This is a genomic window from Gordonia sp. UCD-TK1 (assembly GCF_001691435.1).
Lineage (GTDB): Bacteria > Actinomycetota > Actinomycetes > Mycobacteriales > Mycobacteriaceae > Gordonia > Gordonia hongkongensis.
Map to the genome: position 1 here is coordinate 1 of NZ_LZMP01000049.1, position 12290 is coordinate 12290.

Genomic DNA, 12290 nt, shown 5'->3' on the forward strand with positions numbered 1-12290 from the left:
CTACGGTGCCATCGCGATGAATGCAGGACTGACAGCGTCGATCGCCGCGCTGCCGCAGCAGTTGCGCAAAACGTTGACGTGGGATCGCGGCAAGGAACTGTCCGCTCACGCCCAGTTCGCGATGGACACCGGAACGCAGGTGTTCTTCGCCGATCCGCACTCACCGTGGCAGCGACCATCCAACGAGAACACCAATGGTGTTCTGCGCCAATATTTTCCTAAGGGAACTGATCTGTCGCGGTGGTCAGCTGAGGACCTCGAGGCCATCGCCTACACCCTCAACAACCGTCCTAGAAAAATCCTTGGATGGAAAACTCCCGCCGAAGTCTTTGGCGAACAACTACACTCGCTACAACAACCCAGTGTTGCATCGACCGATTGAACGCGCCCAATTCCGATCGCGAAAATTCGTACACGCCTTGAACACTCATGGACTCACGGGGTCGATGGGCAAAGTCGGAGCGTGCGGGGACAACGCAGCGATGGAGAGTTTCTTCGCACTCCTGCAACGCAACGTGCTCGACCGCCAACGCTGGGACACCCGCGAGCAGCTTCGGATCGCGATCGTCACCTGGATCGAACGGACCTACCGCCGCCGGCGCCGGCAAGCCCGCCTCGGTCGGTTGACGCCTGTCGAGTTCGAAGCAATGATCAACACCGCCGCTGCCGCGGCATGACACCCAAACTGTCACCTATCCGTGCAGCAGTCCCCATCGGCAAATGCATTGCTTCTATAGAAGTGTGCCCACCGAACGCTGACGACGTTCGGTGGGCACACTTGCGCCCTATAGCGGCGCTAATTCGATACAACCGGCAGCTCGCCCTGCTCATGCTTCGCGCGTAACACCTTCTTATCGAACTTGCCCACGCTCGTACGCGGTACCTGCTCCACGAACGTCCAGTTCTTCGGGATCCACCAGTGTGGGATCTCCTCCGGGCAATTTCTTAGGCACCACTCGTGAAGCGTGTCAGCCGACACCTTGCGACCCGGTACCGGAACCACCACGGCGAGAGCTGTTTCCTGCCACCGGGGGTCGGGCATCGCGACAACCGCGGCCTCGGCGACATCTGGGTGCGACATGATCCAGTTCTCGAGCTCCACTGACGAGATCCATTCGCCCCCTGACTTGATGACGTCCTTGGACCTGTCGGTCAGCGTCAGGTACCCGTCCGGGCTGATGTGTCCCACGTCTCCGGTCCGCAACCAGCCATCCCGAAACCTCTCGGCGTCCTCGAGCCGGTAGTAGCTGCCTGTGACCCACGGACCCCGCACTTCGAGTTCGCCGACGGACTTGTCGTCACGGGGAACCGGCAGGCCGCCCTCGTCGATGAGGCGCATCTCCACCCCGCAAATTGCCCGTCCCTGTCGCTTGCGGTACGACATTTCCTTTGTGGGGCTGATCCCGGCGGGAGGCCGACTTACCGCTGCAAGCGGGGACGTCTCAGTCATGCCCCACGCCTGGATAATCTGTACGCCGAAGCGGTCCGCAAACCCTTCGATCAACGACTGCGGGACAGGAGCTCCACCACAGGCGACAAGGTCGATTGATGACAAGTCGACACCCGGATTCGCGATACCGTACTGAAGAAGATCGTTCCAGATTGTCGGTACTGCTCCTGCCTTCGTGGGGCGATGCTGTTGGATCAAGTCGGCGAGCGGCGCCGCTTGAAGGTATCGATCAGGCATGAGCAAGTCCGCGCCGGCCATCAGCGACGCGTAGGGCAGACCCCAGGCGCTGGCATGAAACATCGGCACGACGGGAAGTACACGATCGGCTTCTGCGATCGCCAGAGCGTTACCAGTACACGCTGCAATGGAGTGCAGAAACACCGAGCGATGACTGTAGACGACCCCCTTGGGATCGCCTGTAGTGCCGCTCGTGTAACACATACCCGCAGCCGACCGCTCGTCGGGATCGACCCAAGAGAACATTGGTGATTCTGCTGCGAGCGCGTCATGGTATCGCATCACGGTCACGCCGTGGCCGTCGAGCGGGGAGGTGTCGCCGTCGCCGGTAACGAACACAACCCGAACCGTCGCCAAGCCCGGTAAGACCGCCGCCAACAACGGCACCAGCGACCCGTCCACAATGATGACCTTGTCTTCGGCGTGGTTCGCGATGAACTGCAGCTGAGCCGGTGACAACCGGATGTTCAGCGTATGCAGCACCGCGCCCATCGCGGGTACCGCAGCGTACGCTTCGAGGTGCTCCTGGTTGTTCCACAGCATGGTTGCCACGCGGTCGTCGCCGACCACGCCGACCCGGCGCAGAGCATTCGCCAGACGTGCGCATCGCTCTTCGAGATCGCCGTAGGTTGCGTACCGGGCAGAGTCGCTCGCGGAATAAGTAATCACCTGCCTATCAGTATGATTGGTTGCGACGTGACGCAGTATCGATGACACTGTCATCGGCACCTCCTGCATGGTGCTTTTCATCAAATTCTCCTTTCGCGGCGGACGCTGGATCATTCGGCAGGTCCGTAATCCTGGATCTGCCAGCCGTTCTCGGTCTTCAGCACGACTACTTTCAACAGTGTGGGGAGTTCGCTCGGCTGAGGGTTCTGAACATTCTGGGTCTTCTGGGTGGCGAAGACCAGCACCGTGTATTCCCCCCGGTTCTCGCTGGCGCTGCCGGTGACACTGGTCGCCAGTACGCGTCCCGACGCTTGGACCTTGGCCTGTTCCATGATTTGGGTCAGGGTGGGTTCGACATCGTCGTATCGCTTGACCAACGCATCGCTGGCATTCTCTTTCACTTCGGTAAAGAATGCGCCGGTGTTTTGGTAGCTGTAGGTGAGCGACTTTGTGGTGTAGTCCGATGCTGCCTGCGCTGCCTGCGCTCGTTGTGTGGCAGCGTTCTCCGCGGACGTCTTTGCTTCCCTCATGTCAATGTAGAGGTAAGCAAAGAGGCCGGCCAGCACCGCGAGTGCCACCACGAAAGCGCCGGCGGCCACCGCCTGGACGCGTGCTGATCTCCATCGGTGCCTGGCATCGGACGTCGGGGGGCTTGCCTCGTCCGGGGCGGGACCGTCTTGGGACGTCGCAGATTCTGTAGCACCAGTGGCGTCGCTGCGATCTGCTTTGTCGGAAGCCGCAGTCAGCTTATCCTCAGCGCTGCTGTCCTTGGATTCTGGTCCGTTGTCTTGTGCCGTCATTTGCTGCCTTCTGTGAATGCTGGTGTAGGAGGTATCCATCGGGCGTCAGCGAGGTGATGGCGTGACGGCGATCGGAATCTGCGCCTGCCCCCGATGTGACGCTGGGAATGTTCGAGCCAGAAGATCACCGATCGATCCGAAGTCGATGTATGTGTCTGCGACTTTCGCCGTCGCCGGCTTCACCGCGCGGGTAATGGCGACAATATCGGGCTGGAGTATCTGGATGTAGCCGCTGAGCTTTTCCACTAGCTTCAGGATCGGTGGCCATTTGTCGTAGGACGTAGAAGTGAAAACGATGAACGCACGTTGGATCCTCGCCAAACCGTCGACGGCATCCGGGGTCCGGACCGACGCGGTGCTGAGCACACCGCCCACGTTCGACATAAGGCCCAGGAGGAACTCGGCATTGTCCGCAGTGGTACGGACGGCACCGTCGTCACCGACGAAGTCCACGAGGCGGTGCATCATGTCTCCGATCGTGTCGAGGTCCTTTTGCCGGCCGTCGACTGCCGCCGAGATCGTTTCGTTGATGGACTGAATCGATGCTGGATCGAGCGCGTCCGCCACTGCCGACATTTTCGGGAGCACCTGGGGAACGGATTGCGACACGCGGATGGCGCCGGCGGGCACTAGGTCCCCACTACGCAAGTACTCACTGGTGGTTGTGCCCGGTGGGATGAAATTGATGTATTGTTCTCCCGCGACCGAGAGGTTCTGAATCGTCATGACACTGCCGCGAGGAATCTTATAGTCGGAGTCGATGGACATGTCGACGGCGAGCTGATTACCTGTGACGCGAATAGATGTCACTTTTCCCACCGGCACCCCCTCTAACATTACCGGTGATGTGTCTAGAAGGCCGCCCGAGCTCTCGAGTATGGCCGAGATCGCGTAGTCGGTGCGGAACGGGTTTACCCGTGCCACGTCGATGATCAAGTATGTCGCTCCGACGAGGAGAACGAGGACAAGGGCAACCAGCGATACGAGGGTGCTGCGGATCATGGCATCATTCCGATCGCTCGCAAGACGGTTATGAACGACTCGGCATCACGCCGCGCCAGTTCTCGGCCATCGATAGACACATCGGAGACGTTGATATCTGGCGAGCTGACGAATGGGATGAGCCTTTCGCGTATTACACGAGCCGCCTTGTCGGAAACATCCTTGGAGTAGATGTCCGAGTACGCGATGGACGCGACCACTGGCGCGATCGCGCCCACCGTTTCCTTGATGCGGGAATACTCAGGGTCGACGATACGGCCTGCGGATACCGCGAAGTCGCGCAGATTAGCGATGAGTAGCGCTACGTCAATTAGCGAGTAGCCCAGACCATAAAAGTTCACTCCCCCCTTGGTCAACATTCGGTCTGTACCTGACGGGTCGGCCAGGATCACTTTGAGTGTGCGATCGGCTGACTGCAGGATTACGTCGAGTTTGTCGGTGTTGGCAGACACCTCAGACACGGTGCGCAAGGTCGTGCGGTAGAGCGCATCGAACTGGGCGGGGTCACTCGGAAAAGTCGAGTTCAGCGTCGATATCGCGGTATGGATTTTATCGAGTTCACCCCCGCCCAATACGTTAGCCATACCCCGCATCACGTCCTCGACGTTGGCAGCCGGTTCGGTGCGTGAGAGAGGTATTACCGATCCCGCGCGCAGCAAGCCTTGGGTGGACTGCTGTGCAGGGGGAAGGATGGCCACATAAATCTCGCCCAGGAGAGTGTCTTGGCGGAGTTCCGCGCGCGAATCTTCCGGCAGCTGGGCGTCTTTATCAATTCGGGCAGCAACCAGCGCGTGGCCTCCGTCGTAAGCGACGCTGGTGACGGCACCGACGTCAATCCCTCGAGAGAGGACTTTGGCACGGGCAGGCAAGTTCAGAGCACTCGTGAACTCGATCTCGATGTCGTAGCCGTCTCGGGCGGATGATCCACCGATGGTCGGCGGGTTGTCAGCACTGATGCTGCAGGCGGCGAGGGCGATAGTCGCTACGAACAGCGTCACGATCGCGGCCGTGACACGACGAAGGTAGCCGTAGATCATCATCGAGGTTGCCCTCCGATCAAGTTGGCGATCGTCGCCGCTTCGTTACCCGTCGCGCAAACGTCCTTGACGGAAGGAGGAGCGCACGCGTTCTTGAGGGCCTGCAGTGGTACAGATATTGCGAATGCCCGCAGGATCGACTTCGCATCTGGATGCTCAACGATGAGGTCAGCTGTTCGAGCGGCGACGGACGCAAGTATGTTTTCTTGCTTGCCCGCTTGCGAGAGGAGGGGAACCGCAGCATCTCCAAGTGAGAAAATAGGTGGCCCGAAGTCAGACGATAGGCGCGACAGGATAGGGACGAAGGTGCCTGCGTACTCTGTTGCGGCGCCGAATGTTTGACCGAAAGCAACAATCACCTCAATTGCGCCTACGAAGTTGTCGAATAGCTGGGTCACCTCAGTACTGTTTTCGGTGGCAACACCGGTTAAGGTGGCGAGATTGGCTACAATCCTGCGTATCTGGCTATCACGCCGGGTCGGATCGTTGATTAGCGTGGCCGAGTCCTGGAGAATGCCGGATATATCACCCTGGGTCCCTTCCATGTTTTTCGAGACGAGTGTAAGTGCCTGAAGAATCGCATCCGTGTTACGTCCGTCGTCCTTGACGAGTTCGTCTGAAAGAGTGCTGATCGCGTCGAGCGTTTGACTAATCCCCAGTGGAGTCCTGGTCTTTTCCAGTGGGATACACTCAGCCGACTTGTAATATTCTCCGCCACGATAGGGATGGGTGAACTCGATTTGTCTTTCGGTGACAATCGAGGTGGACACCAGGGTCGCACCCACATCTGCGGGAAGCGGCACGGTCTTGTCGATCCGCATATCGACACGCACACCTTTCTGTCCCTCCTCGTGAATGCCTACGACCCTGCCCACCTTCTTGCCGAGCATCGCGACGGAATTGCCTTCGTACAGACCTGATGCGTCAGAAAACTCCGCACATAGTGATCGCGTGTCGTCGTCGGCTGTCGCATAGTCGATTCCGACGCCGCCGATCACTACTGCCAGTGTGACAATGGTGGCGATCGGGATCAGATGCCGACGCATCCGCTCCGTCAACATTTGTTATCACCAATCGGGATACAGACGCGGACGGTCGGTTCAGGACTCGCAGGTCCGACCTGCGGAGCATTGAGGAGAATGCTCAGTCTTCTGGTGATCTGATCGACCTGGGCCAGCGCGTCTTGGTAGGCGGGCATCTGGGCCGACACCTTGTTTAGAAGGATCTTAAACTGCTGTACCGATGGTTCTATACCGTCGCGGTACGCGACAAGCGGCCGGGTCAGCAACTTAAAAAGACGACGTAGATAATCGAACCCGCTCTGGACGTTGGCGATGTCTGGTCCAAGGGTGCGGGCAAGGAAGCTGAGCTGGCGTAGGAAGTCCACGAGTACCTGCTTGCGGTTTGCGAGGGCAGCGACATACTCGTCGGACAAAGCCACCGTCTTGTCGAGTTGTGCGTACTGACGCTCCAGCAAGTCCATCAGGCTGCTCGCGTTTTGCAGGGCATCAGGGATATTGGTGTTTCCGTCGGAAAAGGCATCCTGTAGCAACGCCGCCGTGCGCCGTAGATCAACACCACGCACGTCACGGAACACCGGTGTAGATGTCTCCAGGGTGCTGGAAATATCATAGGTGCTGCCTGTCTGCACCAGTGGGATCGCGCCGTCAATGGCCGACGGGCCTGAACCTGGGTCGAGGTCCAATACACGTCCACCGATAGGGGTGAGGAGACGGACGTTCGCCGTCGCGTCCGACCGAACGGCAATCGAGTCATCCAGCCGGAACCGCACGGTGATGAACGTTCCGGTCAGGTCGACCGACGCTACCTTGCCTTTCCTGATCCCGGCGATACGTACCTGGTCGCCAGCTTCCAATCCGCCGGTATTGACTAACTCCGCGCTGTAGATAGTTTGTCCGGGCGGCGAGATATACACAGCTCCGGCGGCGACGAGACCGGCCACCGTGACCATCGTTACGACCCCCGCCAGGATGAGGTCCCGCCGACGCTGCGGGCGGTGATGCGGACGCTTGCCGAAGAAACGGGTCACTGGCACACCACCAGTCGTTGACCCATCAGGGCGATCTGCACTGTTCTCGGTAGGTCGAGCACCCCTCGGGCACACCCTGCCGCCGAGGGCGGGGGAGTCGCGTTGGATGTTGCGGCCAGGGCGTCCAGGAGCGGCTTCAGGAGAACGGCACCATTCAGTAGGCCTTCTGTATCCCCTGGCTCCCGCACTAATCTCTGAAAGATAGCCGCGAAGCTGGTGTCGTAGGTCGACTCGATCTGCTCACCGGCGAGTACAGTCTTTGCCATCGAACGGTTGACCTCTCGCAGCGAGGCCCGCAGTCGATCGCTCACGCGGCTGAACGCATCGACGATTGACCCCAATTTGTCTATCAACTCAACCAGTTCAGCGGAGCGCCCCATCAACTGGTCGGACACCTGCCCCAGGCTCGTCACAATATTGGTGATGATCTCTGAACGCTGGTTCCCGTAATCAGTGATGTTCGCGACTTGCTTCATGACTGGTGCGATACCTCGACCGTCTCCCTGGGCAACCCGTAGAAGGTTCGACTGAAGCTCGTTGATTTCCGCAGTATTCAATGTATCGAATACTGGTTTGAAACTGTTGAATAGTGTCGATACGTCGAAGGACGGGACGGTCTTCTCGAGTGCCACCTGTGTGATCGAGTCCTGGTCGGCGCCTTGTCCGGCATTGATGAGTTCCACATACCGCTGCCCCAGCAGATTTTGGTAACGCACAGCGGCAGTCGTCGCGGGGGTAATCGCGACACCGTCATCCAGTTGGAAACGGACGATCGCTGTTGAGCCCTCGAGATCGACAGCCGTTACATATCCCACTTTCACTCCAGCGAGTCGTACCCCGTCGCGGGGCTTGAGTCCGGAAGCGTCGGCAAACACCGCGGAACGCTGCGAACTGGGTGACCCTTCGTTGGTCGGCTGCAGAATCGCGATGATGACATATGAAAGGACTCCGATGAGAGCGATGAAAGCGACGATTTTAATGATTGTGGGTGTTAGCGACCTCAGAGTCATCGCGTGGCACCCCCCATTCTCAATGCGCCTTGTAGGGCAGGCGACGTCTGGACCACCAGTGCTAGCTGGAGCTGGACCCGTTCGTTGAATTTCGGCAAGGCTTTGTCGATGCCATCGAGGATCTGCGGGATCGTGTACACCGTGCGAACTAGCCCCGAGGCGGATCTGGCGACGGGCCGCGCTAGGTCAAGGCCGACGTCTAACAGCGAACTCAGGGCTGGGTAATTCTTATCGAGCAGGCCGCCGAGCCCACCGAAAAGAACCTTTCCCGTGTCGCCGAGATTACTCTTCGTGCGGTCGATGTTTTGTTGGGTGGCGAAAAAGTCAGCGATATCGACGTTCTTCAAGACGCCAGGGACAAACGGCGTCATGAAGTCGGCGACTCCGGTGGACAGGTTAGCCGCAATTCCTAGGTCCTCCCCGACCGGCCGTTTCTGGACATCTCGCGTGAGTTGCGCAATCTGGAGAACGAGTCTTCCGCTATCAGCCATTGCCTGCGAGTCCTCAACGATGAACCTCACTACCGCTTCAAATGAGGGCTGGTCCAGTGCCTCGACCAGCGTGGAGATCTTGCGAACAAGCGTTGACACCGAGGGCTGTTCAGATTGCAACCTGCTCACGTAGACACTCCCGCCGGAACCGATGGGTGGTCCTTGTCCAGGATCTACGATCTCCAGTGCAGTTGGTCCCAATGCGTTTGACGAGGTGTAGTTCACCGTCATGCCCTGCCGGAGAACTAGGTCGTTACCGGAACCGGTGAGGTTGATTTTGACCGCCGCGCCACGGTCTCGAACCGCGATGCTCGAGACCTCCCCCACGGTGAACCCAAGGTACTTCACATCCGATCCCCCCTTCAATCCGTCGCCTATCGCGTCGGTGTTGATGGTCAACGACGTGTGATCGCTGAAGTCGCCGTTAGCGTCACTTATCAGTAAGTAGGCAGCTATCGCGCCGAGGATCAATAGGGCGACCCCCCGAAGGGCCAGGTTCCCGTGCGACGGCTCGCGTCCGGACGGATCATGAAAGACAGCCACTGAACCCCCTACCCTGAAATCCGTACGCCGGAATCGAATCCCCACATCAGAAGGGTCAAGATCATGTCCTCCACGACGATGACTATGAGGCTCGTGCGGATCGCTCGACCGGACGCTCGACCCACCCCCTCAGCTCCGCCTGTGGCGAAGTAGCCCTGATAGCTATGGATAATCACTACAGAAATGACAAATACAAGAACTTTGATAAGCGAGAAGGCAAGATCCTGAGGTTTGAGGAACTGGTCGAAATAGAAATCGTAAGTGCCGCCGGATTGGCCGTGAACTTGTGTGACGACGAGTTTGGCGGCCCCGAATCCGAGAATAAGCGCGACGATGTACAAAGGAATCACGGTCGTGATCGACGCAACTACGCGAGTGCTGACGACGAATGGAATAGGACGTACCGCCATAGCCTCGAGAGCGTCGATCTCCTCGGAAATGCGCATCGAGCCGATCTCAGCTGTCAACCGGCAGCCGGCTTGTGCTGCGAACCCGATCGCCGCGATCATTGGCGCAAGCTCTCGGGTGTTGGCATAGGAAGAGATGAACCCCGTCAGTGAACCCATCCCTACGAGGTCCAGAGAGGCGTAACCCTGGATACCGATTGAGGCGCCGACGGCGATGCCGAGGATGGCGAGGACGATGGCCGTTCCACCACCGACCAAGACTGCACCTCTACCCCAGGCGAATTCTTGTATGTAGAGCAGGGTTTGGCGTCGGTAGGTGGTGATCACATGGCGGATGCCGAGGACCGCGGCGATCACAAAGGTCGCGACGTGCCCCAAGCGTTCAGGTACGTGTACAACTGGCGCGATCACGGCTTCGACAGGGCGGGTGGCGGCGGAGAACCTCCGGGAGGGAACGGTGGTCACGAGGCGTTTCTCATCCAATAGTTTGGGGGACGAACATGGTTGTTAATTGCGTGATAAAGACATTGATCACGAAGCATGCGACGACGCCCAGTACTACGGTGGCATTTACTGAGGTTGCGACGCCTTTAGGGCCGCCTTTCGTCGACAGGCCGCGGTGACAAGCAATCGTCACCACTACAAGTCCGAACACAAGCGATTTGCATAGAGCGACAACGATGTCTGTTATCGATGCGAACGAAGCGAACGAGGCGACGTAGCTGCCTGGTGTGATGCCTTGGACGTCGACGCTGATGGCGTAGCCCGCCAGCAGCCCGGTGAAGACGATTAGCATGCAGAGCAGCGGCGCGGTGATCAACACAGATACGAACCGGGGCGCTACGACTCGCCTGATCGGATTGAGTCCGAGTGTCTCCATGGCAGCAATTTCTTCGCGAATCGTTCGAGCACCCAAATCAGAGGCAATCGCTGATCCGGCCGCGCCCCCGAGTAGGAGGGCGGTAACGATGGGCGCTCCCTGTTGAATAATCCCGAGGCCACCAGCGGCGCCAGCTATTGACGTGGCCCCAACTTGCTGAGTGAGGCTACCCACCTGTACTGACACGATGACACCGAATGGCACAGCTACGAGAATCGCCGGCAGAGTTGTCACGACGATGACGAACCAGGTCTGCGATACGGCTTCGCGAAACGGAAATCGTCCTGTAGCAATGTCTACTGCTACCCACCGCAGGGCCTGACCAGCCAAGCCGACGGTGTTACCAAAAGTGGCAGCGCCGTCTAGCAGACGGTTGACGCCTGTGCCGGTGGTGATGGCCATCTCCCCCCCTAGTGCGCGTGGTGTGCGCCACTCCATTCGCGTGTGCGTAATGGACAGTATCAGGTACTGGCAGTATTACCTATAGTGGTGAGCACAGACCGTGTTCGGGACCGGTTCCCACACCTCATCGATCCCCCCGCACCCTGTTGCGTAGGTGGCGGGCTGAGTTAAGGACAACGATCAGAGATGACCCCCGAAGCAAGACTGCCGGCACACTCGTCCCAGTGCATGGGCTGCGGAAGCAGCAACCCCCACGGACTTCAACTTGAGGTCTACCGGAGCGGCGAGCGGGTGTACGCCGATCACACCTTCGACGAGAAACACCTCGGCGCGCCCGGGTTGGCGCACGGTGGCGCGATCTCGGCCGCCTGCGACGACATCATGGGTTTCACCCTGTGGATCGCGCGGACCCCCGCGGTGACCCGCACCCTGACCGTCGAATACCGCCGGCCGGTCCCGCTGCACACTCCCATACGTCTCACTGCCTGGATTGACCACGAGTCGGATCGCCTACTGCACATCGCGGCCGCCGGATCGTTCGATGAGCAAACGTACTTCACCTCTAGCGGTGTTTTCGTCAAGGTCGACGTTGCTCACTTTCGACGTTATGCCGACGTATCAACAATCGATGACTTCTTCGCCAACTTCACGCGGTCAGACTGACGCCGCACGCGTCTCCGTTCTGCGCGCCGCCAACTCTGCGAGGTACGCGACCACGTTCGGCGATCCACCGCCAGCGGTCAGGCTGCGACGGTCAACAGGGCTGGAACTGCAAACGCTCGGCCTTCCACTGCCGGTTCAGTAGCGACAGGAAAACAACACCGCAAGGACCGGCTTGACCGCGAGGGTCAGGCCGAGCGGATTGCCCGCCCACCAGTCGCGGCGCTGCAGCATCAGGCTCGTACACAGCGGCTGAACCATAACGGTCACCGGCAGCACTGTTCTCACAGGATTGGAGGGGRGGGCGGCGAGCTCCCTCGAATGTGCAGCTCTCTTCCTTCCGTCCTGGCTACAGTTGAACCGCCCCGGGTCTGTCGGAGGCTCTCGAACCTGTGAAGGATGGAGAGCATGGCAGCACCACGCAAGTACAGTGAGGAACTCAAGGACCGGGCCACCCGGATGGCATGTGAAGCGCGACGAGATCCCGATTCGTCGAGAGGTGCGATCAAGCGGATCGCCGATCAGCTCGGAGTCCATCCCGAGGCGTTGCGCAATTGGGTTCGTCAGGCCGAGATCGACGGCGGGGTCCGCCCGGGCACCACGAGTGAGGACGCTGACCGCATCGCGGCGTTGGAGCGGGAGAACCGTGAAC

At 59.4% G+C, this 12290-nt stretch carries 14 protein-coding genes and 1 pseudogene; 4 read left to right on the forward strand and 11 right to left on the reverse strand.

Annotated elements, in window-relative coordinates; all coding sequences use genetic code 11:
* Together A9310_RS25340 and A9310_RS26425 are read left to right on the forward strand one after the other, a co-directional pair.
* Positions 1-382: IS30 family transposase (locus A9310_RS25340; RefSeq protein ID WP_139104703.1), on the forward strand; the 382-nt coding region annotated here is incomplete at its 5' end.
* Positions 288-677, forward strand: a pseudogene (locus A9310_RS26425) (IS3 family transposase); the annotation flags it as partial. The gene A9310_RS25340 and the pseudogene A9310_RS26425, both read left to right, overlap by 95 nt.
* A gap of 119 nt (positions 678-796) precedes the next feature.
* Here the strand turns inward: A9310_RS26425 and A9310_RS21040 are convergent.
* Genes A9310_RS21040 through A9310_RS21085 form a run of 10 tightly spaced genes read right to left on the reverse strand, consistent with a single transcriptional unit; the run spans position 797 to position 10906 of the window.
* Entirely contained in the window at positions 797-2437 is a 1641-nt protein-coding gene (locus A9310_RS21040; RefSeq protein ID WP_014928958.1) for a long-chain fatty acid--CoA ligase, read from the reverse strand.
* Positions 2438-2466: 29 nt separating this feature from the next.
* Positions 2467-3195 (reverse strand): hypothetical protein, encoded by a 729-nt coding sequence (locus tag A9310_RS21045; RefSeq protein ID WP_223258800.1) that lies wholly within the window; start codon positions 3193-3195, stop codon positions 2467-2469.
* Positions 3196-3201: 6 nt separating this feature from the next.
* Entirely contained in the window at positions 3202-4158 is a 957-nt protein-coding gene (locus A9310_RS21050; protein ID WP_004023297.1) for an MlaD family protein, read from the reverse strand.
* On the reverse strand, positions 4155-5198 hold the full coding sequence (locus A9310_RS21055) for an MlaD family protein (RefSeq protein WP_004023296.1): 1044 nt from the start codon (positions 5196-5198) through the stop codon (positions 4155-4157). Before A9310_RS21055 ends, A9310_RS21050 begins: the two co-directional genes overlap by 4 nt.
* Positions 5195-6256, reverse strand: coding sequence for an MlaD family protein (locus A9310_RS21060; protein WP_004023295.1), 1062 nt, complete (start codon positions 6254-6256; stop codon positions 5195-5197). Before A9310_RS21060 ends, A9310_RS21055 begins: the two co-directional genes overlap by 4 nt.
* Positions 6250-7245, reverse strand: coding sequence for an MlaD family protein (locus A9310_RS21065; protein WP_004023294.1), 996 nt, complete (start codon positions 7243-7245; stop codon positions 6250-6252). Before A9310_RS21065 ends, A9310_RS21060 begins: the two co-directional genes overlap by 7 nt.
* Entirely contained in the window at positions 7242-8255 is a 1014-nt protein-coding gene (locus A9310_RS21070; RefSeq protein ID WP_004023293.1) for an MlaD family protein, read from the reverse strand. Before A9310_RS21070 ends, A9310_RS21065 begins: the two co-directional genes overlap by 4 nt.
* The gene (locus A9310_RS21075) at positions 8252-9289 is read right to left on the reverse strand and encodes an MlaD family protein (RefSeq protein ID WP_065632249.1); all 1038 of its coding nucleotides are present in this window, start codon (positions 9287-9289) and stop codon (positions 8252-8254) included. Before A9310_RS21075 ends, A9310_RS21070 begins: the two co-directional genes overlap by 4 nt.
* 8 nt (positions 9290-9297) lie before the next feature.
* On the reverse strand, positions 9298-10161 hold the full coding sequence (locus tag A9310_RS21080; protein WP_014928961.1) for an ABC transporter permease: 864 nt from the start codon (positions 10159-10161) through the stop codon (positions 9298-9300).
* A 10-nt stretch (positions 10162-10171) separates the two neighbouring features.
* Complete coding sequence (locus A9310_RS21085) at positions 10172-10906, reverse strand: ABC transporter permease (protein ID WP_033206584.1); 735 nt, start codon at positions 10904-10906, stop codon at positions 10172-10174.
* Between the two features lie 258 nt (positions 10907-11164).
* Here A9310_RS21085 and A9310_RS21090 point away from each other — a divergent pair, with 258 nt between their 5' ends.
* On the forward strand, positions 11165-11641 hold the full coding sequence (locus tag A9310_RS21090; protein WP_004023289.1) for a PaaI family thioesterase: 477 nt from the start codon (positions 11165-11167) through the stop codon (positions 11639-11641).
* Positions 11642-11776: 135 nt separating this feature from the next.
* Here A9310_RS21090 and A9310_RS26045 read toward each other — a convergent pair whose 3' ends face one another.
* The gene (locus A9310_RS26045; protein WP_156422439.1) at positions 11777-11917 is read right to left on the reverse strand and encodes a hypothetical protein; all 141 of its coding nucleotides are present in this window, start codon (positions 11915-11917) and stop codon (positions 11777-11779) included.
* Positions 11918-12046: 129 nt separating this feature from the next.
* Here A9310_RS26045 and A9310_RS21095 point away from each other — a divergent pair.
* The coding region (locus tag A9310_RS21095) for a transposase (protein ID WP_065632250.1) at positions 12047-12290 on the forward strand (244 nt) is incomplete at its 3' end.

What these genes read in the sequence shown, in the direction of transcription:
- A9310_RS21045 (WP_223258800.1), bottom strand. Translation starts at nt 3,195, where the DNA reads ATGGATACCTCCTACACCAGCATTCACAGAAGGCAGCAAATGACGGCA.
- A9310_RS21050 (WP_004023297.1), bottom strand. Translation starts at nt 4,158, where the DNA reads ATGATCCGCAGCACCCTCGTATCGCTGGTTGCCCTTGTCCTCGTTCTC.
- A9310_RS21040 (WP_014928958.1), bottom strand. Translation starts at nt 2,437, where the DNA reads ATGAAAAGCACCATGCAGGAGGTGCCGATGACAGTGTCATCGATACTG.
- A9310_RS21070 (WP_004023293.1), bottom strand. Translation starts at nt 8,255, where the DNA reads ATGACTCTGAGGTCGCTAACACCCACAATCATTAAAATCGTCGCTTTC.
- A9310_RS21055 (WP_004023296.1), bottom strand. Translation starts at nt 5,198, where the DNA reads ATGATGATCTACGGCTACCTTCGTCGTGTCACGGCCGCGATCGTGACG.
- A9310_RS21090 (WP_004023289.1), top strand. Translation starts at nt 11,165, where the DNA reads ATGACCCCCGAAGCAAGACTGCCGGCACACTCGTCCCAGTGCATGGGC.
- A9310_RS21060 (WP_004023295.1), bottom strand. Translation starts at nt 6,256, where the DNA reads ATGTTGACGGAGCGGATGCGTCGGCATCTGATCCCGATCGCCACCATT.